We start from the raw sequence: 22,162 nt of genomic DNA, 5'->3' as shown, positions 1-22,162 counted from the left end.
CAAGGATGTCGACGGCGTCAGCCCGCTGTCGCTGGGACTGCTCGCCCGGAAAGGTGTCGACTGCAGTGAACATCGCCAGACGTGTCAAACATCTTCTCGTCGCGGCCTCGGCGGCCGCGCTGCTGGCCGGACCACTCACCACGACGGCCACGGCCGCCGACGGACCGGCGCCGCTCTACAACTCGGCTCAGGAGAACTTCGTCAACGGCAACGACGCCGCGGGTCTGGCCGACCTGCGCTCGCTGCTGGACGCCACACCCGACGACGCGCAGGCGCTGGCCCTGCAGGGTATCTGGTCGGACTACACCGGCGATCTGCTCACTCGCGAAGCCGCGTTCAACCGGCTGGCGGCCATCGACCCCGGCATGGCCCAGGGGGCCCGCAATCTCATCGGCGCCATCGGCGCGGCCGTGGGCGCTGGTACGCGGCCCGATAGGGTGGCCGGGTGGACACCATACCGCTGACCGGCAAACAACTCGCAGCCGACCTCAACGCCGAGACGAAGAACCGCGCCGCCGCACTGGCCGAAGGCGGGGCCGCCCCCCGCCTGGTGCTGGTGGTGGCCAACGACGATCCGGCCAGCGGGTGGTATGTCAACTCGTTGCAGCGCGCGGCCGGACGACTCGGAATCGACTGTGAGACAACCGATCTCGGAGCGCAAGCGAGTGCCGCGGAGATTCGCGAGGCGCTGGCGAAGCTCAGCGAGGACCCGGCGGTGCACGCGGTGATGTTGCAGACGCCGCTGCCCGCGGGCGTGGAACTCAACGACGTCAGCTCGGCCATCGCCGCAGCCAAGGATGTCGACGGCGTCAGCCCGCTGTCGCTGGGACTGCTCGCCGCCGGACTGCCCGGATTCCCGCCCGCCACCTCACAGGCGGTGGTGGAGCTGGCCAAACATCACGACATCGCGATGGCGGGCCGGCACGTCGCGGTCGTCGGCCGGTCGAATGTGGTGGGCAAACCTCTGGCACAGCTGCTGCTGGCCGAGAATGCCACGGTGACGGTGTGCCATTCGCGCACCACGGACCTGCCGGCGGTCACCTCGGCCGCCGATATCGTGGTCGCGGCGGCCGGGCGGGCCGGGCTGATCGGTGGCGACCACGTGCGCGAGGGCGCTGTGGTCATCGACGTGGGTACCAACGAGGGACCCGACGGTGGCATCGTCGGCGATGTGGACGCCGCTTCGGTCGAGGGCCGGGCGGCCGCACTGAGTCCGGTTCCCGGTGGTGTCGGACCCGTCACCACCGCGCTACTGATGCGGCACGTCGTGGAGGCGGCCGAAGCGGCACGCTGATCACCAGTGGGTGGTCACCGGATCGCCCACACTCACGTTGTCGTAGTACCACTCGGCATCGGCGGGGGCCAGGTTGATGCAGCCGTGGCTGACATTCGAATTACCCTGCTGCCCGACCGACCACGGCGCCGAATGTACGAAGACGCCGCCCGAGGTGAGCCGTTCGGCGAACTCGCCGGTCAGGTAGTAGCCCTCCGGATCGTCGAGCGGAATACCGATGGTGCGGGAGTCGAAGATGATGGTGCGGTCCTTCTCCATCACGGGGAAGGTGCCCACCGGAGTCTCGCGTCCGGGCTTACCCATCGAGGCGGGCATGACCCGTGGCGCCTGCCCGGGAATGAACACGGTGAACGTATGCGCCGACATGTCGGCATCGGCACTGGTCCCGCCGTCGGTCCGGAATTCGGATCGAACGTTGCCGGCGGTCACGGTGAATCGCGCATCGGCCGGCAGGTATCCGGTGGAGTTCCAGACCAGTTCCTTGTCGTCGGCCCAGGAGAACGTCCCGGCCCGGTCGCCGACGTGCACGGATCGTTCGGCGCGGGCGCGATCGGTGACGGGTGCGGTGAACCGGACGGTGACCGGATGGGCGATTCCGACGACGGCGCCGTTGCTCGGTGAAATCGAGGCCACGGATGTGGTTTGTGGTGTTACCAGCACCGCTGCCGCTGTGCCCGTGGTGACTGCGGCCAGTACTGCTATGACTGTCGCCAGGAATACATGACGCATCATGGTCCTCATGGCTCCACCCCCTCAGGTGGTGTGTGGATCAGGACCTCGATCCTAGTTCCGGATGATCATGGTCGCCGGAATAGTTTTCGCTTCGTAACGACAGTTACGGTGTGGCAAACCGAGGTTTAGCCGAGGGGTGTGGTAATGCGATCAGCCGACGACGGCAGCGAGAACGTCCGTGTGCAGTGCATCCGCACGAGCGAAGATCTCCTCGATGCGCTGCAGCGCGGGTGCGAACTCCTCGGTCTCGTGGTCGCCGAGCGAGCCGACGTTGATGGCGATATTCAACTGTGAACTGGCGGCCGCGGCCCGCGCGGCGTCGGCGGCGGCGCCGATGTCGGTGACCACGTTCGGATTGCCGATCGGCAGCAGATCCGCGGCCAGTGAGAGCACCTCGTCGGCTTCGGTGACCACTGCGGCGGGCACCCGCGCGGCCTGTAGCAGTGCCGAGGCGATCGCCTCCTTGCGGGCCGCGACCTGCTCGTCGGTGTCCTTGGGCAGCTTGTAGGCGGCGCCGACCGCGGTGAAGGCGGTGGCGTCGGCGTCGGCAAGGGCCAGCGCGCGCTCACGGGCGGCGTCGGCCGCCGCGATGATCCGATCGATCGCCGGGCGGTTGTCGGCGTCCTTGGCGCGGGTGGTGTAGCGGGCCACCATCGCCACCAGGGCGGCTCCCTGGGCGGCGTGCAGCGCCGCGACCGCACCGCCGCCGGGCGCGGGGATCTTGGCGGCGAGATCGTCCAGGTAGCGGCCGATCGTCGACTCTCCGAACGTCGTGGTGTCCGGCGACGACGCGGTGTCCTGAGACATGCTGCGGGGCCTCCCGTTTCGAGGAATCGGCGTGCGGTACGCCGATAACCGTACCGGGCCGCGCGCCCGATCATCGACCGGGCCGCACCGCCCTGTCGCGGACGGCGTACGGGCGGTGTGCAGGATGGAGCCCGAGGCCACCCCGGCCGCGGCGGCGGATCGCGGTTTGTGACGGGTGGTGCAGTGCGATAATCTTACTGCAACTGGTTGCATATGAACGGAGTTGCATACGATGCGAATCGGGTTGGGCATCAACTATGCGGGGGGCTTCAAAGAGGTCGCGGCCGAGGTCGCCGATCTGGAACGGGCCGGCCTGGACATCGTCTTCGTGCCCGAGGCCTACTCCTACGACGCGGTGAGCGGATTGGGATATCTGGCGGCCAAGACCGAGCGGGTGCAGCTGGCCTCGGGCATTCTGCAGCTCTACACCCGCACGCCCACGCTCACCGCGATGACCGCCGCGGGTCTGGACTACGTCTCCGACGGCCGCTACGTGCTTGGTCTGGGCGCCTCCGGACCGCAGGTCATCGAGGGGTTCCACGGTGTGCCCTACGACGCGCCGATCGGCCGCACCCGCGAGGTCGTGGAGATCTGCCGCAAGGTGTGGCGGCGCGAACGCCTGGAATACCAGGGCAAGTACTACACGATCCCGCTGCCCGCCGAACGCGGCACCGGACTGGGCAAGCCGCTGAAGCTGATCAACCACCCGGTGCGCGACCGTATCCCGGTGCTGCTGGCCGCGCTCGGCCCGAAGAACGTGCAGTTGGCCGCCGAACTGGCCGAGGGCTGGCAGCCGATCTTCTTCCTACCGGAGAAGGCCGGCGACGTGTGGGGTGAAGCGCTGGCGGCCGGAAAGGCCAAACGGGATCCGGAACTCGGCGACCTCGACGTCTATGCCGGACCGGCGCTGGCGATCGGCGACAACGTGGAGCCGCTGCGGGAGTTCGTCAAACCGCATCTGGCCCTCTACATCGGCGGGATGGGCGCCAAGAGCAAGAACTTCTACCACTCGTTGGCCACTCAGTACGGTTACGGCGCCGAGGCCGACCGCATCCAGGAGCTGTATCTGGCCGGGAAGAAGGACGAGGCCGCCAAGGTCGTGCCCGACGATCTGGTGCGCGACATCTCGCTGATCGGTTCGGCGGGCTTCGTCAAGGAGCGGGTGGCGGCGTTCCGGGAGGCCGGGGTCACGGTGCTGAACGTGGTTCCGCTCGCCGCGACCGCGCCGGAACGGGTGAAGCTGATCGAACAGCTGCGCGAGCTGGTCTGACCGGCGTGGCCGGCAGTCCGCTTCCGGGCTGCCGGCCCTGGCCGCTCGGTCCCTGGGCGCTCGGTCCCTGGGCACTCGGTCTCCGGATCAGCCCTGGTGCAGCGCCGCGAGCGCGGCGTCGAGGGTGGGGTGCAGGGCGAATACCTGATCGAGATTGGTCAGTTTGAGCTGTCTGCTGGTGGCCGGTCCCTCGGCGACCAGGACGATGCTCGTGGCGGAGCCGGCCCGCTGATGAGCGGCCACCAGCGCGGCCATACCGGCCGAGGCCAGGAAACTCACCTGCAACAGGTCGATGATCAGCGCCGCGGGTTTACCGCCGAGGGTCGCCTCGATCGCACTCTCCAGTGCGGGAGCGGTCGCCAGGTCGACCTCGCCGGCCACCGTGAGCACGGTCGCATCGTCGTGCACGCTGACCGAGGTGGTCATCGCGTCGGCGAGGGGATACGCGTCTCCGGAAGTATTGGTCACGGTTGTCAATCTACCTGCTGGGTACCCGAGGCTCTCTCCGGCCGGGCAATTGCTTTCCGGCGCAAGGAGTTAACCGTGCGACGCACGCGGAATCCCGCGCCCGTGCGCCCCGCCGGAGGTGTTATCGCGGATTTCCCGGGTATCGCGAGCACAACCGGAGAGGCGGTTCGCTCGCGGGCGGAGCGAGGTCGCCCGATTCGATCGGCGCCCGGAGGAGTGGTTGGTCATGGCGCATATCGAGAACGGCCGAGCGCCGGAGACGGCGTCGGTGGCCGAATTGGTCGGCACCACCACGGAGCAACTGAGCCGGCTGGTCCGTGAGGAGGCGAAACTCGCCGTCGTCGAGGCGCAGGGCAAGGCCAAACGGCTGGGAGCCGGCGCCGGACTCGTCGGTGCCGCCGCCGTGCTGGGGCTCGCGGTCATCGGCGCGCTGGTCGCGGCGGCGATCTTGGGTCTGGCGCTGGTGTTGCCCGCATGGGCGGCCGCGTTGATCGTGGCCGGCGCGCTGGCCGTGGTCGCCGGCGTCCTCGGTCTCCTCGGGCGGACGAGCATCCGCAAGGGGAGTCCGCCGATACCGGAGGATGCCGCCGCGAATGTCCGGGAAGATGTTGCCGTCATCAAGGAGAGGACTCGGCGATGAACATCCCTTCCGATCCGGAAGCGTTGCGTTACGACCGGGATCTGACGCGCGAGGAACTGGGCCGAACGGTGCAGGCGCTGAGCGACAAGCTCGACGTGCCCGGTCGCACCCGCGAGCGGCTGCACCGCGGTGCCCGGTCCGCTCAGGACAATGCGGACCGGGCCGCGCAGGTCGTCAAGCAGATCCCGCTACCGGCGATCGGCGTGACGGCGGCGGGCGCGGTGGCCGCGGTCTGGCTGGTGCGGCGCAAGCGGTCGTGACGAGTCAGTTCGCACCGCCGGCGCCGGGCGTCTCCCCGAGGGGCCAGCGCGCGTAGGTGCGCTCGGGCCTGACGGTGATCACATCGGTGACCTCGACGAGTTCGGCGGGCACGATGCCGTCGGGAAAGTGCTCGACGCTGGGCACGATCACCGCTTCGGCATCGTGAATGATCGCCGCGCCGATCAGGAACTGGACCGGATTGTCGGTGCGATCGCCGAAGGCGACCGTTTCCGACAGTGTGTAACCCAAACGTCGTGCCAGACAACGGATCTGCGCCGCATCCCACTCCTGGTGCAGGTGGGACACCTCCGTGCGCAGAAAGCCGAGGGCCAGAAAACTCATGGCAGTCCTCCTCGCGTCGTCCGCAATCGGAACCACCGGCGAGCTGATGCCCGCCCGCCGGGTCGTTCCGCCGCTGTACCTCTCGCGGACAGACCCGCGAATACCTAGCAAACTCAGAAGGTATTTCCCGAACGCTGAGGCGGGCAAACCCGTGTCCGGGGGTTGACAGGCACGCTCGTCCGGTGCTGTTTGCTGGGTACGACGGGGGATTCGACGACGTCGTCGCGGGTTTTCGGATGATCTTGATGTCGTTCGTGTTTCCGCGAGTGGGGCGATGAGGTCATCTACATCGCCGCATCATGTCCGCCCCTGAGCCGAAGTGAGTGCCCACTTCCAAGAGCGATCGTCGGCGCGTTGCTCGCCGGAATGTCGAGATTTACGGAGGCAGCCGCAGCTAATTCTTGGCGAACTAGCGAGGTGATCCGGAACGATCCAGATCACCTTGCGTAGAAAGTAGACGACCGCGCCGATATCGAAGATTTCCACCCGCAGTCGCGGATTCTGCCGCCGGACCGGAATCCGGCGGCAGCGAGGTCGCTATGCGCGGTAGGCGTCGCTTCCCGCGCGGGACACAACGATGTTCGGGACCACCGCTCGCGACGACAACCGCAGCAGGGCATCGACCATTTCGACGATGTCGCTGACAGCGAGCATCCGCTCCGGCGGGATGCGGTCGTGGATCCACGCGCTCATATCGGTGTCGACATAGCCGGGGGCGAGGGTGGTAGCGCTGATACCGTTACCCGATTCCTCGGCGTTGAGGGTGGCGATCAGGGAGATGAGTGCCGCCTTGGCCGCGCCGTAGACGGCGAGTCCGGCTTCGGCATAGACACCCGTGATCGACGACAGCGCAATCACTTTCGCGCCGCGGTCGGGCGCGGCCGCGGCGGCGGCGCGCAGCATCGGCAACGCGCCCTGGATGAGTTGCAGCGGCGCACGCAGATTGACCGCGAGGGTTTTGTCGAAGCGCCGCATGGACGTGTCGGCGACCGGACCGGCGGTGCCGACCCCCGCGTTGAGAATCAGCGCCGACAGGGTGCCGAATCGGTGCGCATGCTCGGCCAGCACCCGCTCGACGCCGTCGGTGTCGGACATATCGGCGGCCACGGCGACGACGTCGGTGGCGCCGGCCGCCCGCAGCTGCGCGGCAACCTCGTCGAGGCGCGAGGCGTCACGCGCGGTGACGGTGAGCGAATAGCCTTGTTCGGCAAGCCTGTTCGCGATGCCGAGCCCGATACCGCGGGACGCCCCGCTGATCAGGGCGGACTTCCGATTTCCGGTCACTTCCGGACTCCTTTCAGTGCGCGCAGGCCGGCGGCCATGAATTCCGGTGTCGCCTCGGCCGCGCGTTCGGCGGCGGAGCCGGCGTCCGAGCCCCGCAGCGCGCGGTGGGTGATGCCTTCGCCGATGACGCCGAGCTTGAAATTGGCCAGGGCGAGATAGAAGCCCCAGTCCCCGAGATCGCGGCCCGACGCGAGGGCATAGGCCTGGGCGAGATCGTCGGCGCCGGGCATACGGTCGCTGGTCCACGCGGCCGGCGAACCGAGCACCAGATCGAAGATCGGCGCCCGGTACACGCACATCAACGCCACATCGGTCAGCGGATCGCCGAGGGTGGACAGCTCCCAGTCGACGACGGTGCGGACCCGACCGGGATCGCGCACATCGAGAATGGTGTTGTCGATGCGGAAGTCGCCGTGCACGATCGAGGCCGCCGACCGGCCGGGCACCGCCGCGGCCAGCGCGGTGTGCAGGGCCGCGACGTCGGGAAGTTCGCGGGTCTTCACCCGTTCCCACTGCGAGGCCCACAGATTCACCTGCCGGGTGACGAATCCGTCCGGGCGACCGAATTTCTCGAGTCCGACCGCGTTCGGATCCACGGCGTGCAGCTCGGCCAGTACACGCACCAGCTCGTCGACGGCGGCGTCGATCTGGGTGTCGGTGAGGGCGGCGAGGTCGTCCTGATCGCGGATGACGGTGCCGTCGACGAATTCCACGACGGTCATGGGCGCGCCGAGTGTGGCGCCGTCGGCGTCGAAGGCGACCGTCTTCGCCACGGGCACAGCCGATTCGCGCAGGGCGTGGGTCACCGTGAACTCGCGGGCCATATCGTGCGCGGACGGGGTGAGGCCCGCGACCGGCGGGCGGCGCACCACCCACCGCGACGCCTCGTCGGCGGCGACGAAGGTCAGATTCGAACGGCCGCCGCTGATCAGCTCCACACGCAGCTCACCGCGCACGTCGACGCCCTGCTCGCGCAGGAACCGGTCGAGCGCGGCGACATCCATTCCGGGCAGGCTCATTCGGCTGCTCGCAATGCCCGCTTCGCGGCGCCGACCGCACGTTTCGCGATAGCCCACCGGTGGACCTCGGATGGTCCGTCGTAGATGCGGAAGGGACGCACCTCACGCGAGAGCCGCGCCAGCGGGAGATCACCCGACACGCCGAGACCGCCGCACATCTGCATACTGCGGTCGACGATCCGGAAAATGGCCTCGGCCGCAAAGGTTTTCGCGATCGAGGTGGCGTTGGCGGCCGGTTCGCCGCGGTCGAGTTCCCAGCACGCGCGGGTGAGCAGTGCGCGGGTGGCGGCGATATCGATCTCGTTGTCGGCGATCATCTTCTGTACCATGCCGAGATCACCCAGTCGCGAGCCGAAGCCCTCGCGCCGGGCCACGTGCGTTACCGCGACGTCGTGTCCGCGGCGGGCGGCGCCGAGCCAGCGCATCACATGCGTCATGCGGGCCGGGCCGAGGCGGACCTGAGCGTATTCGAAGCCGCGGTCTACCTCGCCGAGGACGGCCTCCTCGGGAACCAGCAGATCCTCGAAGAACACCTCGCAGTGCCCGCCGACCATCGACCGATCCAGTGTGTCGAGATGGCGTCCGACCCGGATGCCGGGAGTCTCGGCCGGCGCCAGGAACATGGTCGCGCCGCCGCGTTGGCCCGGCTCTCCCGAGGTGCGGGCCATGATGATGAAGAAGCCCGCGCCGTCGGCGCCGGTGATGAACCATTTGCGGCCGTTGATCCGCCATCCGCCGTCGGCGCGGACCGCGCGGGTGGCCAGCGCGGACGGATCGGAGCCCGCGCCGGGCGCCGGTTCGGTCATCGCGAAGGCGGAGCGCACGTCGCCGTGCGCGAGCGGCGCGAGGTACTGCTGCTTCTGCTCGGGGTTCGCGATATGCGCGAGCATGTGCACATTGCCCTCGTCGGGGGCGGCGATATTCAGCGCCGTCGGGCCGAACAGCGAATAGCCGGCCTCCTCGAAGACGGGTGCGCGGTCCGACATCCCGAGGCCGTGGCCGCCGTATTCGATCGGCGCGTGCGGCGCGAACACACCCGCCTCGCGGGCGGCCTTCTGTAGTTCGACGCGGAAGGTGTCGCCACCGGCGGCGGTGATGTCGCCGTCGTGCGCATCCTCGAGCGGCAGCACCCGGTCGCGGATGAAGGCGCGGGTACGTTCGGCCAGCTCGTGTACCTCGGGCGGCAGGGACAGCTCGATCGCCACGGTCCACTCCTCGATCTCAGTCGCCGAACGATCGCTCGGCAATCACCTGTCATGCAGACTCGCATGACACGATAAAGCCTGTCAATTCGGTGTTCTGAGCCCGCTGGCGCTGTTCAGTTATCCTGAACATCATGGATAGTGCCGAGCGAGATCGACAGGGTGTGGGCAGCCGGGTGCGGCAGGCGAGAACCGCTGCCGGGCTCTCGTTGCGCGCGACAGCGGAACGGATCGGCGTCAGTCCGGCCACACTCAGCGCCGTCGAGAACGACAAGACGGGCGTCTCGATCGCCCGGCTGCGCGCCCTGGCCGCGGCGCTCGGCACCACCGTCGCGTGGCTGATCGGCGAAACTCCCGCGCCGCCGCCACGCCCGCGTGTTCGCACGGCCGGCGTTTCCGAAACGGATGCGCCTCGCGCCTGGCGTGAGTTCCCGCCGCTGGACATCGATCCCGTCTTGGCCGCCGCGATCGATTCCTTCGTCGAGACCGGATATCACGGCGCCACCATGCGGTCGATCGCCCACCGCGCCGGAATGAGTGTGCCCGGCGTCTATCACCGCTACCGGGACAAACAGGAGCTTCTCGTCCGCGCCCTCGACCTCACCATGGACGAATTGCATTGGCGCACACGGGCGGCGCGCGGCGAGGCGATCGGTGGCCGCGAGCGGCTGATCCGCGTGGTCGAGGCTCTCGCCCTGTTCCACACCCATCGCCGCGAGCTGGCCTTCATCGGTGCCAGCGAGATGCGCAGCCTCACACCGGACAATCGCCGTCGAATCGCCGCCTCCCGCAACGAGATTCAGTATCGCCTCGACGAGGACATCGATACCGCGCTGGCGGAGGCGAACCTGACCGCCGCCCACGCGCGGGTGGCCGGGCGCGCCATCGCCACGATGTGTACGTCACTGCCGCAATGGTTCCGGCTCGAAGGGCCCGCCACTCCTGAGCAGATCGCCACCGAGTACGCGGATTTCGCCCTCGGCCTGCTCGGTATCGAGACGCGGAACGCGGTGCGGTCCATGCGCTGATCGGGCACCGAAGGGTCGACGCGGGGCTGGTCGGCCACGACCGTACGGTTCGCGGACCGGCCTGCTCAGACCCTGCTCGCTGCCGAGAACGTCACCAGGGGCAATTTCGCGGTCAGCCGCACTCGCGTGCCCGACTCGGTCTGCTCGATCTCCACGTCGTCGGCGAGAGCGCGCATCATCGACAGGCCGCGTCCGCGGGTGCCCGGATCCTCGGGCTGCGGCCGCCACGCCCCGGAATCGACGATCTCCAGGCAGACCGCGCCGCGCACATGGGCGGCGGTGACTGTCACGTGGCCGGAGGTGCCCGGGGGATAGGCGTGCTCGATGCTGTTGGTGCAGGCCTCGTTGGCGGCGGCGACCAGATCGGCGGCGAGGTCGTGACCGACGGCGGCTGCGGACAGCCACGACGTCAGCGCGCGGCGCGCACCCGAGAGCCGTGCGGGTTCGGCGGGTATGTCCAGGTGCAGTGGCCGGGGCGGCTGGCGGTAGACCACCATCGCGATATCGTCGTCGTAGCCCGCGTCGGGGCGCAGCCGCGACAGCACCGCGTCGGCCACCTCGCGCGGCAGTTGCGATGCGGCGCCGGACAATTCGTCGGCGATCTGGTCGAACCGGATGTCGATATCGATGCCGCGCTGCTCGACCAGGCCGTCGGTGAACAACACCAGCGTCGAGCCGGGTTCGAGCGCGGTGGTCGCCTCGGGCCGGTTCGGGATGTCGAAGGTGGCCAGCGGTACCGCGCGGCCGCCTTCGAGCAGCCGGCCGGTGTGACCGGGCGCCGCCAGCACGGGCGGCATATGCCCGGCGCTCGAGTACCGCACCAGGCCGCGCACCGGATCGAGGATGGCGGCGCAGACCGTCGTGCACATGGCGCCGGGAATGCGGGCGGCCACCGCGTCCAGTTCGGCCAGCAACTGAGCTGGCCCGGCGCCACGCAGCAGCAAAGCCTGTGCGGCGGTGCGCAATTGGCCCATCACCACCGCCGCGGACAGACCGCGGCCGACGCAGTCGCCGACCACGATGCCCAGGGTGCCGTCGCGCAACTGCACCACGTCGTACCAGTCGCCGCCGATCTCGAGCGGGGGCAGCGCCGGTTCGTAGTGCACCGCGAAACCGGGCGGCAGTTCGATCGGACCCAGCATGGCGCGCTGCAGCGTCAGCGAGGTCGAGCGCGCCTGATCGAAGTTGCGAGCGCGCTGCACCGCCAGGCTGAGATGGCCGACGAGCAGTGAGAACAGCGCCCAGTCACCGGAACTGATCGCCCGCGGCGCGGCGAAGCGCACCCACAGTGCGGCATCGCCGGTTTCGCCCAGCGGCGCCACGATGCCCTCGGAACTCGCCGCGCCCTCGGGGATGGCGAACATGGCGCGATGCGGCCGCATCCGGGTCCGGTCCAGCAGCGCCCGCGCCCGCGCGTCGATCACCTGCCGGGAGACGGCGTCGCCGCCGGCCACCGGGCCCGAGACGTACAACTCCGGCGCGGTCTGGCGATTCGCCCACATCGACACCACGGCGGTTTCCGCGCCGATGGCCCGGCGCAGTTCCTCGAGACCCACCGACAGCACTTCAGCGACCGTGGTGGCGGCGCCGACGGCGGTGGCCAGCCGCGAGACCGCCTGGTCGCGGGCCTGTGCGTCGTGTTCGGCGGTCACATCGCGGATGGTGCCCACGAAGAGTCGCTCGTCGTCTTCCGGATTGCGCAACGAGTTGGTGCTGACCGCCAGCCACACCCGCCGCCCGTCGCGGTGGCGCGCCGGCATCACGAAGCGCGCGGCCTCGGTGCCCAGCGCAGGATGGTCCGCCGCGGAATCGTCGTCGGTCCACGGATGCGGCAGTGGATAGGGGGCGGAGTCGGGCCCGTATCCGGTCAGCGCGCCGAAGGACGAGTTGACCTCGGTGATGGTTCCGTCGTCGGCGGCGACGAAGAAGCCGTCCTGCAGCGACTCCACCAGTGCGGTGCGGAAGGCATCGCGGCCCTCGAGATCCTCGGCCCGCAACCGCTGCAATTCGTAGCTGCGGGTGCTGTCGAGAAATCCGCGGGTCGCGACATCGAGCGCGGCGAGAGTCTGCAGCAGGAATTCCAGCGCCGCCTGCGCGCGCTGCGCGGCATCACCGTCGAGGTGCTGGGCCGCGGGGCCGGCGATCAGACCTTGTTCGTCGAGCAGCCGGAAGTGGTGCTCGGTCAGATCCAGAATGCTCACGCCCTCGACGAGTGCGCGCCGACCGAGTTCGTACCCTTCGGCGAGGGTGTTCTGGGTGGGTGAATCCATGTGCAGCCGAAGCGCATTCGCATACGCTTCGCGGAATGCGGCCAGCACCGCGCTCATGGCCGCACCCGTGGTGCGCTCGTCGGCCGGCTCGGCCGGCTCACGACGCACCCGCGATCGGACCGCGGTGGCGCGCGGCCAGCACCAGCGCGTCGTCGGTGTCCTTGACGTGATGGCGCAGGATGTCGTCGGCGATATCGGTGGTCGGCCGCGCCAGATCCAGGGTGTCGACGAAATCGCTGACGATGCCGTCGGTCGACATCACCAGCACGTCGCCGGGCCGGATCGCCACGGTCTGGGTCTGCAGATTCGGCGGCAGCAGATAGCCGACGATGCCCCCGGTCAGCAGCGCTGTCGCCCGCACCGCGGGTTTGCCGGGGCCGATGGCGACCACCCGGGATTCGACGTTGCCGACCCCGAGCCACTGCAGTTCGTCGTCGCCGGTGAACAGCACCAGCGAGACCGCGGCACCCCGGGTGTCGGCCATCGCGCGATGACACAGCACCATCAGCACGTCGAGCGGTTCGGCGCGATTGTCGGCGAGGACCTGCGCGGCCCGGTCGGCGGCGTCGGCGGCCGCGGCCCCGTGCCCCAGCCCGTCGAGCACCGCGAACAGCACCGAACCGTCGCCGGCGTCGAGTACGACCGACCGATCACCGGAGACGCGCTGTCCCGGCAGTGCGCGGCCCGCCACCGCCCATTCGACAGTGCCGACGGATCCGTCCTCATGCACCGGTGGGTACCCACTTCCACATCTCCACCAGCGTTCCCTGTCCGGGCGCCGACTCCACGATCAATCCGTCCATCAGCCGTCGCGCGCCGGGTAATCCCAGCCCGAGTCCGCGGCCGGTGGAGTAGCCGTCCTCCAGCGCCCGGGGGATGTCCCGGATACCCGGCCCCTGGTCCTGGGCCTGCACGACCAGTGCCCGGCGGCCGTCGCGCTCCTGCACCGCGACCCGGATCTCACCGGTTCCGGCGTAACTCGTGATATTGCGGGCGATTTCGGAGATGGCCGTGGAAATCATGGTGATGTCGGTCAACGTGAAACCCAGCTCGGTAGCCAGCTCCCGCCCTGCCTGTCGCGCGGTCACGATGTCGCCCGACACCTTCACCGCTATCACCACGTTGTCGGAGGCCACGATCACCGACCGCTTCGCCGGCCGTTGGGCAGCTGTCTGTTGAGCCAGGCCAGCCCCTCCTCGAGGTCCAGAGCCGTGTGCATGCCTTCGAAGGTCAGACCCAGCTGGACCATCGCGAACGCCACTTCGGGCTGCAGACCGACGATCACCGTCTCCGCCCCCCGCAGCTTGGTCATGTGCGCGATGGTACGCAGGGAGCGCGCGGCGAAGGAGTCCATGACGTCGATGGCCGTGACGTCGACGATGATTCCCTGGGCACGGTACTTGCTGACGTAGGTCATCAAGTCGTCCTGCAGGCGTTCGGTATCGGCGTCGGTGAGAGCCGATTGCACGGACGCGATCAGGTAGGTGCCCTGCTTCAGAATGGGTACCGGCATGAGACGCCTTGACTACCGTCCGTCGCGGTCGGTGAGTCTCGAGATCTCGTAGCCGAGCAATCGCTCGGCCTCCTCGATACCACCCTGTAGGTCACCGACCGCGTTCATCTTCGTCAGATCGAGGCCGATGGTGACCAGCGCGAGCGCGATCTCCGACGAGAGGCCGGTGATGATGACGTTGGCACCCATCAGATTCGACGCGTCGACGGTCTGCACCAGGTGGTTGGCGACCGTGGAGTCGATCATCGGGACACCGGTGATGTCGATGACGACCACCTTGGCGCGGTTGGCGCGGATCGCGCGCAGGAGCTGTTCGGTGAGCTGCCGGGCGCGCTGGCTGTCCAGCACGCCGATGATCGGCAGAATCAGCAGCTGCTCACGCACCTGCAGCACCGGCGTCGACAGCTCGCGGATGGCTTCCTGCTGCTGGCGGATGACGCGCTCGCGCTCCTGCACGAACGAGATGGCCACGGTGTTGGCGATCCGGTTGGCCGCGGGCTCGTAGGCGTCGAGCACCCGCTTGAGCAGTTCGAAGTCGGACTGGTACTTCTCGAACAGGCTGCGCGCGAGCACATCTCGCAGCAGCAGCACGATGCCGACGACCTCGTCGGTTTCGACGCCTCGCGGGATGATGCGTTCGGACAGGTCGCGGGCGTAGGCCTGCAGCGCCTCGACGCTACCGGTCTGCAGCGCCTCGACGTAGTTGTCGTAGATGGAGGTGGCCTCGGAGAAGATCTCCTCCGGGGTCATCGCGGTCAGCAGTGCGGCATCCCCGATACGACGTGCCCATTCCTCACGTAGCTCAGTGCGATTCTGGCGCAGATGTTCGACCAGTTGCGGCAGCAGATTCTCGACCGGACCCGCCGGTATCGAATCCGGAGAGAGGCCGATGGACACGTCGGACATGAAAACTCGTGCCCCTTTCCTAAGGGAGGTCGGTTCGTCGGGGTCGCTCGCGCGTGGCTGCCGTCGAGAAGCCGCAGTCGAGCCTAGTCTCACTCGATACCCGCTGGCGAACAATCGAAACATGTCGCGGAGGTGTGTGCTCGGCCACCCCATCAGCCCGGCTGCGGACTGGGTTCGCGGGGCAGGGCGCCGCTGTGGTCGATGCAGGCCTCGACGCCCGGGTCCGGCGCGCGATGATGAGCGAGCAACGTGTCGTAGATGTCGGCGAGTGCGGCCAGCTGGTCGCGGTCGAGGACGTCGATCATATGCCGCCGCACGCTCTCGACATGGGCGGGAGCCGCGGTGGCCAGCACTTCCGCACCCTTCGGGGTGAGTACGGCGGCGGTGCGGCGGGCATCGTCGGGGATGGCCTCGCGGGCGACCAGCCCGCGCTTCTCCATGCGGGTGATCTGGTGGGAGAGCCGGCTCTGCGACCATTCCAGCACCGACGCCAGTTCGGCGAAGCTGCGCCGGTGGTCGGTGGCGTCGGCCAGCCGGGCCAGAACCGTGTACTCGACGTAGGTGAGATTCGAGGCGCGCAGCGAGTCGCGGCCGACGGCGGCGGCGATGAGATCACGGGTGAAGACGAAGCCGAGCCACGCACGCGTTTCGAGATCGTCGAGCCAACGGGGTTCGGTCACGATTCCTCTCCAGGGTTCTGCGTCGGTCATGGTATTGCCTTCCCGCTGTCGGCGATACCCGTGATCGCGGTATCGGATCGACACCTACACCCACCGCATTGAAGGTGCAACCTTTGTGCTCGGCAATGAAGATTAGGCTGGCCTGACCTCGGTGTGACGCGGTGTGCTGATTAGAGTCGGAGCGTTGTTTCGGCCGCGAGCGGTTCTCCCGCCGGCCGAGTGCACCCGCAGACACACAAGGAGTGCGATTCGTGACCGCGCCTGAGTTCCGCTATTCGGATCTGCTTCCCACCGGAGCCGACGAGACCCCCTACCGGTTGCTGACCACCGAGGGCGTCAGCACATTCGAAGCGGGCGGACGCACCTTCCTGCAGGTCGACCCCGACGTGCTGCGGATGCTGACCGCCGAGGCGATGCACGACATCAGCCACTACCTGCGCCCGGCGCACCTGGCCCAGCTGCGCAAGATCATCGACGATCCGGAATCCTCCGGTAACGACCGCTTCGTCGCGCTGGACCTGCTCAAGAACGTCAACATCTCCGCGGGCGGCATCCTGCCGATGTGCCAGGACACCGGCACCGCCATCGTGATGGGCAAGAAGTCCGAGGGCGTGCTCACCGGCGCGGACGACGCGGAATGGATCTCGCGCGGCGTGTTCGACGCCTACACCAAGCTGAACCTGCGGTATTCGCAACTGGCGCCGATCACCATGTGGGACGAGAAGAACACCGGATCGAACCTGCCGGCGCAGGTGGAGTTGTATTCCACCGCGGGCGATCCCGCGCATCCGGCCTACAAGTTCCTGTTCATGGCCAAGGGTGGCGGTTCGGCGAACAAGTCGTTCCTCTACCAGGAAACCAAGGCCATCCTGAACCCCACCCGGATGCTGGAATTCCTCGACGAGAAGATCCGCTCGCTGGGCACCGCCGCCTGCCCGCCGTACCACCTGGCCGTGGTCATCGGCGGCACCAGCGCCGAATTCGCTTTGAAGACAGCGAAATACGCCTCCGCGCACTATCTGGACACCATGCCGACCGAGGGTTCGATGGCCGCGCACGGCTTCCGGGATCTGGAGCTGGAGGAGGAGGTCTTCAAGCTGACCCAGTCCTTCGGGATCGGCGCACAATTCGGCGGTAAGTACTTCTGCCACGACGTGCGGGTGATCCGTTTGCCTCGCCACGGCGCGAGCTGCCCGGTCGCGATCGCGGTGTCGTGTTCGGCCGACCGCCAGGCGCTGGCCAAGATCACCCCCGAGGGTGTGTTCCTCGAGCAGCTGGAACGCGAACCGGCGCAATATCTTCCGGAGCAGACCGACGAGATCCTCGGCGGCGACGTGGTGAAGGTCGACCTCAACCGGCCGATGTCGGAGATCCGCGCGGAGCTGTCGAAGTACCCGGTGAAGACCCGGCTCTCGCTCACCGGTCCGCTGGTGGTGGCCCGCGACATCGCGCACGCCAAGATCAAGGAGCGCCTCGACGCCGGCGAGCCGATGCCGCAGTACCTGCGCGATATGGCCGTCTACTACGCCGGCCCCGCCAAGACTCCCGAGGGTTACGCGTCGGGCTCGTTCGGGCCGACCACCGCGGGCCGCATGGACTCCTACGTCGACCAGTTCCAGGCCGCGGGCGGCTCGTTCGTCATGCTCGCCAAGGGCAATCGCTCGGCGCAGGTGACCAAGGCGTGCAAGGAGCACGGCGGCTTCTACCTCGGCTCCATCGGCGGCCCGGCCGCCCGCCTCGCTCTGGACTGCATCAAGAACGTCGAGGTCCTCGAATATCCGGAACTCGGCATGGAAGCGGTCTGGAAGATCGACGTCGAAGACTTCCCGGCCTTCATCGTGGTCGACGACAAGGGCAACGACTTCTTCGCCGAAACCCACAAGCCGATCGCGCTGCGCGTGCGGACGCGCTCCAAGGAACGGGTCTGAGGTTCGGCCCGGGCCGCTGCCGATAGCGGCCCGGGACCGAGGTCCGGTTACGCTGCCGGACCACCGTGCGCGGCTCCGTCCGCCGCGGCATGGAGCGGTGCGCGGTGCAGGACCAGTTTGGTGGTGTGCGCGGTGTACGCCTCGGGCGCGTCGTCCCAGTCGGCCGTGAGCGTGGTGACCGTTTCGGCGGGGAAGTCGTGCCGGGCAACGAAATCCAGGAGATCCGGCAGGATCGGCCGGACATGGGAGACTCCGATACTCACGGTGGCGTCGTTGGCGTACATGTGCATCAGCGGAACCTTGGTGCCGACCGGTAGGTAGTAGCCGACGGGCCGGCAGAAGCCGCCCGGTGCCAGTGAGCGCAGCGCGGCGTCGACGCCCGCGGCCGTGGATGTGCCTTCCACGGCGATGTCGTAATCGCGGCGGGGAATGTCGGTGCGCCGGATCTTGCCCCTCGCCGTCGTGGAATGCGCTCTGGCGCCGAGCTTTTCGGCGATGTCGAGCCGTTCGCGCCGATGATCGACATAGTCGACGACCTCCGCGCCGTGCCGGACCGCCAGCCCGGCCGCGTACAGACCGATGCTCTGTGCCGCGCCACCGAGCACCAGGACCTTTCCGCCGGGCCGGATCCGCAGACCCGGAATCACACATCGCCAGGCGTCGGCGAGGTTGTCACTGGCGGCCGCGACTCGCAGCGGGTCGACGCCGGCCGGAAGCGGAACGAGCATGTGGTCGGCGAACGGGATCCGTAGCAGGTCGGCGACCATCCCACCCCACGGGCCGCTCGCCGGGCCGAATCCGAATGCCGCCAGGGTGGAGGTGCGCGTCGTGGAGCATTTCGCGGTCAGTCCCAGCCGGCATTCACGGCATTCGCCGCACGATATCGCCCACGGGACCACGACCAGGTCACCGCGACGCAGGGTCGGGATGTCCGCGCCGACCTCGACGACCTCGGCGACGCATTCGTGCCCGATGCCGAACGGGCCCCGGAACGGGACCGGCCCGCAGATACTGCCCACGACCGGATCGATCAGCCCCGCCCGGATGCCGAACTGCATGGCCCGGGACACATGCCGGTGAATCGGCAGGGTGTCGCCGTCGCATCGGCCCGCCACGATCGGGCGCACCAGCGCGTCGCGCGCATCGCGCAGCGCCGGTGCGGGCCGTTCCCGCCACTCCAGCCGACCGGCTCGGATGAACTGCAGCTCACGCATTGTCGCGCCGTCCCTGTGCGAGCGCGGCCAGCTCCTCCAATTTCACGATGCTTCCGCCGGCGCCCCAGGTGCCCTCCGGTTGTTCGTGGATCAGTACCCACACCCGCCAGGCGTCGCCGTCGGCGAGACCGGCCGCAGTGAGCACCTGCTCGGTGACGTCGGTGACGAGTCCGGCTTTGCGGCGTGGCGACAGGCCGCCTTCGGGAACGGTCACATCCACCCGGAAGCGCGGCAGGTCGTCTTCGAGTGCGGCGAATCCGCCGGCGGCCACGTCCTCGACGCGGCACCACGCCTGCGCTCGGAAGAACGCGGTGTCCGGCGCTCCTTCCCACTTCAGCAGCGTCGTCGGAAGTGATCGCAACAGCTCGTCGCGCGCCGGGCCGGACAGGGCTCCGGCGGGCACGGTCAGGTGGATCATCGGCATCGATGTGCTCCTTCGCTTCGGGAAACGGCTTATAACGACCGTTATAATCGGCGCACGCTACTATATGACGGGCGTTATAGACAAGGAGCTAGGGTGGCGGAATCTCAGGATGCACGCCGGAAGTTGGTGGCCGGCGCGGCCGATATGATCCGGCGGCGCGGCCTCAACGCCACCAGTGTGCGCGAACTGGCCAAATACGCCCACGCGCCGCTGGGGTCGACATACCACTACTTTCCCGGTGGCAAGACGCAGCTGGCCACCGAGGCCGTCACCTTCGCCGGTGACCTGACCGCCATGCTGCTGGTCCGCGAGCTCGACAACGGACCGGTCGAAGGATTACGTGCGTTCCTCGCCACGTGGCGAAAGATTCTGGTGGACAACGATTTCCGGGCCGGATGTCCCGTACTGGCGGTGTCGGTCGAAGAGCTCGCCGACGTCGAGGAAGGCCCTCGCGAAGCAGCGGCCGCCGCCTTCGCTCGATGGACCGAACTGCTGAGCGCATCGCTGCGCGACCATGGAGCCGATGAGGCCGCCGCCGAACGTATCGCCACGCTGACCGTCGCCGCCGTCGAGGGAAGTGTGGCGATGTGCCGCGCCGAGCGCAGCACCAGAGCGCTCGACCGCATCGGCACCGAGCTCGAAACGATCGTCGCGGCTGCGATAGCGGGGCCACGCCGCGAGGGGTGAGCGCATGACAAACGCCGCGCGGTCCGGCCACCGCGCGGCGCGAGGAAATGGTTAGAGAGCGCCCTTGTCCGGGTCGCCCGCGGGGACTGCTTCGAGAACCTGGACGTCCAGCGAGCCGGTGACCAGGCCTTCGAGTCCTTCGTTCAACGCCTTGAGGCTCGGCCCGGCGCCGTGCGCGCCCAGGGCCGCCATGTCGCGCCACTTCTCGATGAACACGAAGCGGTCCTTGCCCCGGTGCAGGGCGTAGAGCTCACACCCGTCCTCGTTGTGGACCTCCGGGATGAGACGGGTCAGGAGTTCCGCGACCTCGTCGAATTTGTCGGGCTTCGGGGTGATGGTGGCAACGATCACAGGCATGAAGCGGAGAGTATCAGCCGGCCTCGGCGGGCGGGCCGGAGTCTCGGGTGGGTTCGGCTACCGCGGATCGTCGTTTGTTGCGCTCGTCTGGAAGAACCGGCGGGTCGCGAGATCGGCGGGGAAATAGGCTTCGACGGCGATCTCCTCCAGCGTGATGTCGAACGCCGCGCCGAAGGTTGTGACCGTGTTGATCAAGCACAGCTCTGTCCCGCGATGCGCGAGCCGGATGTGCAGGGCGATCTCGGTGGGGTCCGGAGGCTGAGGCTCGTGCGCGGGGCCGAACTCCGCCAGTTCCGCGTACAACGCGTGCAGCTGCGGATCTCCCGTGCGTGCGGCCTGGTGGGCGAGCCGGGGCAACAGATACCCGCGCACCTGGTCCGGATTGCGAATCCTCGGCGCCAGCCCGCCCGGATGCAGTCCCAATCGCATCATGTTGATCGGCGGCTCCAGCAGCGCCGGGTCGGCTCCGTGCAGGAATACATCGACGGCACTGTTGGCCAGCAACAGATTCCATCGACGGTCCACCGCGAGCGCCGGATAGGGCTCGTGCCCCAGCAGCACCTGCTGGACGGTCTCCCGAGCTCGGGCCAGATCGGGATCGTGCAGGGGCTGCTCCCGGAAGACCGGTGCGTGCCCGGCGGCGACCAGCAGTCGATTGCGTTCCCGCAACGGCACCCGCAACTGCTCGGCCAGATGCAGGACCATCGCGCTGCTGGGAATCGTCCGTCCCGTTTCGACGAAACTGATGTGCCGAGGCGACACCTCCGCCTGAATGGCCAGATCGAGCTGGCTCAACCGACTGCGGTGCCGCCATTCGCGCAGCAGTTCCCCGATCGGCCGGTCGCTCGTCATGCTCCGAGTCTGCTCGGTCACCGGGCGCGGCCGCCATTACACCGCATGTAATCGACGCGCCCCGCGCACCTGAGCAACAGTCGTCGCATGCACCAGACCGACAAACAACTCGTCGTCGACGGCTTCCGCGAGTTCGCGGCAGGAAACGTCGACGTGCTCCGCACCCTGCTACACGAGAACTTCATCGAGCACAGCCCCGGAAACCCCAGCGGTCGAGACGATTTCATCGAGTTCGTCACCACCGCCCCGGTCGCCGGCGCCCACCTCGAACTCGCGCGGGTCATCGCCGAGGACGACTACGTGGTACTGCATTACCGCATGTCCCCCGGAGGCGATGAGCCCGATGTCGCCGTCGTGGATATCTGGCGGCTCGAGAATGGGCAGATCATCGAACACTGGGATGTCGTCCAGCCCGTCCCCGAACCCGATCAGATCCCGAACGGGATGTTCTGAACACCGCGTCATCGCCGGTCCGGCCGGCATGCTCCAGCGCCGCAGCCCCAGTGCCACATCGGCTTTCGGGGTAGTGTCGCCGAGTGGGGAACGAATGCCTGATCTGTGATAAGCATCGTGGCGTCGGACGTCTGGTCGGTCCGGTGATCTACGCCGATGATCTGGTGGTGGTGACGCACCGTCCGCTGTCCGAGGGTTCACCGATGCCTGGCTACCTGTTCGTCGAAACTGTCCGTCACGCACCGACTTTGGCCGATCTGAACGACGCCGAAGGCGCCGCGATCGGGTGGGCGGCTCGCCGGGCCGCCGTCGCCCTGCGGGCCGAGCTTGCCCCCGAATTCGTTTTCTCTGCGGTTACCGGCCGCAGCGTTGCGCACTTTCATCAGCATGTCTTCGTTCGCCCGCAAGGCACCCCCGATTGTGTGAACTGGTTCGGCATCGACTCGTGGGACAGCGGTCCGTGGATCGAGGAGTCCGCTCTGATTCCGTTGTGCGAGCGCCTCTCCGCCCACTTCGGGCCGGCTCTGCGGC

Annotated in this window: 27 protein-coding genes and 1 pseudogene; 10 read left to right on the top strand and 18 right to left on the bottom strand. The window is 68.3% G+C overall.

What is annotated here, in order from left to right:
* Nucleotides 1-65 precede the first annotated feature (65 nt).
* Complete coding sequence (locus tag A5780_RS37300; RefSeq protein WP_064911370.1) at nt 66-464, top strand: hypothetical protein; 399 nt, start codon at nt 66-68, stop codon at nt 462-464.
* Nucleotides 446-1,294: a bifunctional 5,10-methylenetetrahydrofolate dehydrogenase/5,10-methenyltetrahydrofolate cyclohydrolase gene (locus A5780_RS37295; protein ID WP_063015817.1), complete on the top strand. Its 849-nt coding sequence runs from the start codon at nt 446-448 to the stop codon at nt 1,292-1,294. Before A5780_RS37300 ends, A5780_RS37295 begins: the two co-directional genes overlap by 19 nt.
* Here the strand turns inward: A5780_RS37295 and A5780_RS37290 are convergent, their stop codons facing one another.
* Nucleotides 1,295-2,035 (bottom strand): L,D-transpeptidase family protein, encoded by a 741-nt coding sequence (locus A5780_RS37290; RefSeq protein WP_064901857.1) that lies wholly within the window; start codon nt 2,033-2,035, stop codon nt 1,295-1,297. It abuts the gene before it with no gap.
* Nucleotides 2,036-2,176: 141 nt separating this feature from the next.
* Nucleotides 2,177-2,833 carry a cyclodeaminase/cyclohydrolase family protein gene (locus A5780_RS37285; RefSeq protein ID WP_064901858.1) on the bottom strand — a complete coding sequence of 219 codons (657 nt, stop codon included), beginning with the start codon at nt 2,831-2,833 and terminating at the stop codon, nt 2,177-2,179.
* Nucleotides 2,834-3,065: 232 nt separating this feature from the next.
* Here A5780_RS37285 and A5780_RS37280 point away from each other — a divergent pair, with 232 nt between their 5' ends.
* A complete protein-coding gene (locus A5780_RS37280) occupies nt 3,066-4,103 on the top strand; it encodes an LLM class F420-dependent oxidoreductase (protein WP_063015814.1) in 1,038 nt (345 codons plus the stop codon).
* Between the two features lie 87 nt (nt 4,104-4,190).
* On the opposite strand, the gene A5780_RS37275 is transcribed toward A5780_RS37280, so the two are convergent.
* On the bottom strand, nt 4,191-4,529 hold the full coding sequence (locus tag A5780_RS37275; RefSeq protein ID WP_030517651.1) for an STAS domain-containing protein: 339 nt from the start codon (nt 4,527-4,529) through the stop codon (nt 4,191-4,193).
* 268 nt (nt 4,530-4,797) lie between these two features.
* Here A5780_RS37275 and A5780_RS37270 point away from each other — a divergent pair, with 268 nt between their 5' ends.
* Both A5780_RS37270 and A5780_RS37265 read left to right on the top strand, forming a co-directional pair.
* Nucleotides 4,798-5,211 carry a phage holin family protein gene (locus A5780_RS37270; RefSeq protein ID WP_063015813.1) on the top strand — a complete coding sequence of 138 codons (414 nt, stop codon included), beginning with the start codon at nt 4,798-4,800 and terminating at the stop codon, nt 5,209-5,211.
* Nucleotides 5,208-5,471 carry a DUF3618 domain-containing protein gene (locus tag A5780_RS37265; protein WP_036525761.1) on the top strand — a complete coding sequence of 88 codons (264 nt, stop codon included), beginning with the start codon at nt 5,208-5,210 and terminating at the stop codon, nt 5,469-5,471. Before A5780_RS37270 ends, A5780_RS37265 begins: the two co-directional genes overlap by 4 nt.
* A gap of 4 nt (nt 5,472-5,475) precedes the next feature.
* Here A5780_RS37265 and A5780_RS37260 read toward each other — a convergent pair whose 3' ends face one another.
* From A5780_RS37260 to A5780_RS37245, 5 genes and pseudogenes are all read right to left on the bottom strand, one after another.
* Nucleotides 5,476-5,814: a hypothetical protein gene (locus A5780_RS37260; RefSeq protein WP_064911369.1), complete on the bottom strand. Its 339-nt coding sequence runs from the start codon at nt 5,812-5,814 to the stop codon at nt 5,476-5,478.
* A 420-nt stretch (nt 5,815-6,234) separates the two neighbouring features.
* Nucleotides 6,235-6,318 (bottom strand): annotated as a pseudogene (locus A5780_RS40535) (SAM-dependent methyltransferase); the annotation flags it as partial.
* A 33-nt stretch (nt 6,319-6,351) separates the two neighbouring features.
* Nucleotides 6,352-7,098 carry an SDR family oxidoreductase gene (locus A5780_RS37255; protein WP_064911368.1) on the bottom strand — a complete coding sequence of 249 codons (747 nt, stop codon included), beginning with the start codon at nt 7,096-7,098 and terminating at the stop codon, nt 6,352-6,354.
* Nucleotides 7,095-8,117 carry a phosphotransferase family protein gene (locus tag A5780_RS37250; protein ID WP_064911367.1) on the bottom strand — a complete coding sequence of 341 codons (1,023 nt, stop codon included), beginning with the start codon at nt 8,115-8,117 and terminating at the stop codon, nt 7,095-7,097. Before A5780_RS37250 ends, A5780_RS37255 begins: the two co-directional genes overlap by 4 nt.
* Nucleotides 8,114-9,322 (bottom strand): acyl-CoA dehydrogenase family protein, encoded by a 1,209-nt coding sequence (locus A5780_RS37245; RefSeq protein WP_063015831.1) that lies wholly within the window; start codon nt 9,320-9,322, stop codon nt 8,114-8,116. Before A5780_RS37245 ends, A5780_RS37250 begins: the two co-directional genes overlap by 4 nt.
* A gap of 131 nt (nt 9,323-9,453) precedes the next feature.
* Here A5780_RS37245 and A5780_RS37240 point away from each other — a divergent pair, with 131 nt between their 5' ends.
* On the top strand, nt 9,454-10,347 hold the full coding sequence (locus A5780_RS37240) for a helix-turn-helix domain-containing protein (protein ID WP_064911366.1): 894 nt from the start codon (nt 9,454-9,456) through the stop codon (nt 10,345-10,347).
* 65 nt (nt 10,348-10,412) lie between these two features.
* On the opposite strand, the gene A5780_RS37235 is transcribed toward A5780_RS37240, so the two are convergent.
* The 6 genes from A5780_RS37235 to A5780_RS37210 form a co-directional block, all read right to left on the bottom strand.
* Entirely contained in the window at nt 10,413-12,674 is a 2,262-nt protein-coding gene (locus tag A5780_RS37235) for a SpoIIE family protein phosphatase (protein WP_064911373.1), read from the bottom strand.
* 40 nt (nt 12,675-12,714) lie between these two features.
* Entirely contained in the window at nt 12,715-13,347 is a 633-nt protein-coding gene (locus A5780_RS37230) for a SpoIIE family protein phosphatase (protein ID WP_030518327.1), read from the bottom strand.
* Nucleotides 13,340-13,756, bottom strand: a complete 417-nt coding sequence (locus A5780_RS37225) for an ATP-binding protein (RefSeq protein WP_369801617.1) — start codon at nt 13,754-13,756, stop codon at nt 13,340-13,342. Before A5780_RS37225 ends, A5780_RS37230 begins: the two co-directional genes overlap by 8 nt.
* Nucleotides 13,756-14,130: an STAS domain-containing protein gene (locus A5780_RS37220; RefSeq protein ID WP_030518329.1), complete on the bottom strand. Its 375-nt coding sequence runs from the start codon at nt 14,128-14,130 to the stop codon at nt 13,756-13,758. Before A5780_RS37220 ends, A5780_RS37225 begins: the two co-directional genes overlap by 1 nt.
* Before the next feature lie 12 nt (nt 14,131-14,142).
* Nucleotides 14,143-15,036 carry an STAS domain-containing protein gene (locus tag A5780_RS37215; RefSeq protein ID WP_030518330.1) on the bottom strand — a complete coding sequence of 298 codons (894 nt, stop codon included), beginning with the start codon at nt 15,034-15,036 and terminating at the stop codon, nt 14,143-14,145.
* 152 nt (nt 15,037-15,188) lie between these two features.
* The gene (locus tag A5780_RS37210) at nt 15,189-15,716 is read right to left on the bottom strand and encodes a MarR family winged helix-turn-helix transcriptional regulator (protein ID WP_064911365.1); all 528 of its coding nucleotides are present in this window, start codon (nt 15,714-15,716) and stop codon (nt 15,189-15,191) included.
* A gap of 251 nt (nt 15,717-15,967) precedes the next feature.
* Between A5780_RS37210 and A5780_RS37205 the strand changes: the two genes are divergently transcribed.
* The gene (locus A5780_RS37205) at nt 15,968-17,644 is read left to right on the top strand and encodes a fumarate hydratase (protein WP_082976943.1); all 1,677 of its coding nucleotides are present in this window, start codon (nt 15,968-15,970) and stop codon (nt 17,642-17,644) included.
* A 47-nt stretch (nt 17,645-17,691) separates the two neighbouring features.
* On the opposite strand, the gene A5780_RS37200 is transcribed toward A5780_RS37205, so the two are convergent.
* Both A5780_RS37200 and A5780_RS37195 read right to left on the bottom strand, forming a co-directional pair.
* On the bottom strand, nt 17,692-18,858 hold the full coding sequence (locus A5780_RS37200) for a zinc-binding dehydrogenase (protein ID WP_064911363.1): 1,167 nt from the start codon (nt 18,856-18,858) through the stop codon (nt 17,692-17,694).
* Complete coding sequence (locus A5780_RS37195; RefSeq protein WP_064911362.1) at nt 18,851-19,282, bottom strand: tautomerase family protein; 432 nt, start codon at nt 19,280-19,282, stop codon at nt 18,851-18,853. Before A5780_RS37195 ends, A5780_RS37200 begins: the two co-directional genes overlap by 8 nt.
* A 93-nt stretch (nt 19,283-19,375) precedes the next feature.
* Between A5780_RS37195 and A5780_RS37190 the strand changes: the two genes are divergently transcribed.
* Nucleotides 19,376-19,969: a TetR/AcrR family transcriptional regulator gene (locus A5780_RS37190; protein WP_082976942.1), complete on the top strand. Its 594-nt coding sequence runs from the start codon at nt 19,376-19,378 to the stop codon at nt 19,967-19,969.
* A gap of 51 nt (nt 19,970-20,020) precedes the next feature.
* On the opposite strand, the gene A5780_RS37185 is transcribed toward A5780_RS37190, so the two are convergent.
* Both A5780_RS37185 and A5780_RS37180 read right to left on the bottom strand, forming a co-directional pair.
* Nucleotides 20,021-20,326, bottom strand: coding sequence for a putative quinol monooxygenase (locus tag A5780_RS37185; RefSeq protein ID WP_063015805.1), 306 nt, complete (start codon nt 20,324-20,326; stop codon nt 20,021-20,023).
* 57 nt (nt 20,327-20,383) lie between these two features.
* Nucleotides 20,384-21,178, bottom strand: a complete 795-nt coding sequence (locus A5780_RS37180; protein ID WP_064911371.1) for a helix-turn-helix domain-containing protein — start codon at nt 21,176-21,178, stop codon at nt 20,384-20,386.
* Nucleotides 21,179-21,265: 87 nt separating this feature from the next.
* On the opposite strand from A5780_RS37180, the gene A5780_RS37175 reads away from it, so the two are divergent.
* Entirely contained in the window at nt 21,266-21,631 is a 366-nt protein-coding gene (locus tag A5780_RS37175; RefSeq protein ID WP_063015804.1) for a nuclear transport factor 2 family protein, read from the top strand.
* An 83-nt stretch (nt 21,632-21,714) separates the two neighbouring features.
* Nucleotides 21,715-22,162 (top strand): hypothetical protein (locus tag A5780_RS37170; protein ID WP_064908197.1); only part of this gene is annotated, 448 nt, incomplete at its 3' end.

This window comes from Nocardia sp. 852002-20019_SCH5090214 (assembly GCF_001665865.1).
Classification (GTDB): domain Bacteria; phylum Actinomycetota; class Actinomycetes; order Mycobacteriales; family Mycobacteriaceae; genus Nocardia; species Nocardia nova.
This window is presented reverse-complemented; position numbering and strand designations above follow the sequence as displayed.

What these genes read in the sequence shown, in the direction of transcription:
- A5780_RS37200 (WP_064911363.1), bottom strand. Translation starts at nt 18,858, where the DNA reads ATGCGTGAGCTGCAGTTCATCCGAGCCGGTCGGCTGGAGTGGCGGGAA.
- A5780_RS37215 (WP_030518330.1), bottom strand. Translation starts at nt 15,036, where the DNA reads ATGTCCGACGTGTCCATCGGCCTCTCTCCGGATTCGATACCGGCGGGT.
- A5780_RS37260 (WP_064911369.1), bottom strand. Translation starts at nt 5,814, where the DNA reads ATGAGTTTTCTGGCCCTCGGCTTTCTGCGCACGGAGGTGTCCCACCTG.
- A5780_RS37290 (WP_064901857.1), bottom strand. Translation starts at nt 2,035, where the DNA reads ATGAGGACCATGATGCGTCATGTATTCCTGGCGACAGTCATAGCAGTA.
- A5780_RS37235 (WP_064911373.1), bottom strand. Translation starts at nt 12,674, where the DNA reads ATGAGCGCGGTGCTGGCCGCATTCCGCGAAGCGTATGCGAATGCGCTT.
- A5780_RS37265 (WP_036525761.1), top strand. Translation starts at nt 5,208, where the DNA reads ATGAACATCCCTTCCGATCCGGAAGCGTTGCGTTACGACCGGGATCTG.
- A5780_RS37180 (WP_064911371.1), bottom strand. Translation starts at nt 21,178, where the DNA reads ATGACGAGCGACCGGCCGATCGGGGAACTGCTGCGCGAATGGCGGCAC.
- A5780_RS37270 (WP_063015813.1), top strand. Translation starts at nt 4,798, where the DNA reads ATGGCGCATATCGAGAACGGCCGAGCGCCGGAGACGGCGTCGGTGGCC.
- A5780_RS37175 (WP_063015804.1), top strand. Translation starts at nt 21,266, where the DNA reads ATGCACCAGACCGACAAACAACTCGTCGTCGACGGCTTCCGCGAGTTC.
- A5780_RS37280 (WP_063015814.1), top strand. Translation starts at nt 3,066, where the DNA reads ATGCGAATCGGGTTGGGCATCAACTATGCGGGGGGCTTCAAAGAGGTC.
- A5780_RS37250 (WP_064911367.1), bottom strand. Translation starts at nt 8,117, where the DNA reads ATGAGCCTGCCCGGAATGGATGTCGCCGCGCTCGACCGGTTCCTGCGC.
- A5780_RS37240 (WP_064911366.1), top strand. Translation starts at nt 9,454, where the DNA reads ATGGATAGTGCCGAGCGAGATCGACAGGGTGTGGGCAGCCGGGTGCGG.
- A5780_RS37185 (WP_063015805.1), bottom strand. Translation starts at nt 20,326, where the DNA reads ATGCCTGTGATCGTTGCCACCATCACCCCGAAGCCCGACAAATTCGAC.
- A5780_RS37275 (WP_030517651.1), bottom strand. Translation starts at nt 4,529, where the DNA reads ATGACCACCTCGGTCAGCGTGCACGACGATGCGACCGTGCTCACGGTG.
- A5780_RS37220 (WP_030518329.1), bottom strand. Translation starts at nt 14,130, where the DNA reads ATGCCGGTACCCATTCTGAAGCAGGGCACCTACCTGATCGCGTCCGTG.
- A5780_RS37285 (WP_064901858.1), bottom strand. Translation starts at nt 2,833, where the DNA reads ATGTCTCAGGACACCGCGTCGTCGCCGGACACCACGACGTTCGGAGAG.
- A5780_RS37195 (WP_064911362.1), bottom strand. Translation starts at nt 19,282, where the DNA reads ATGCCGATGATCCACCTGACCGTGCCCGCCGGAGCCCTGTCCGGCCCG.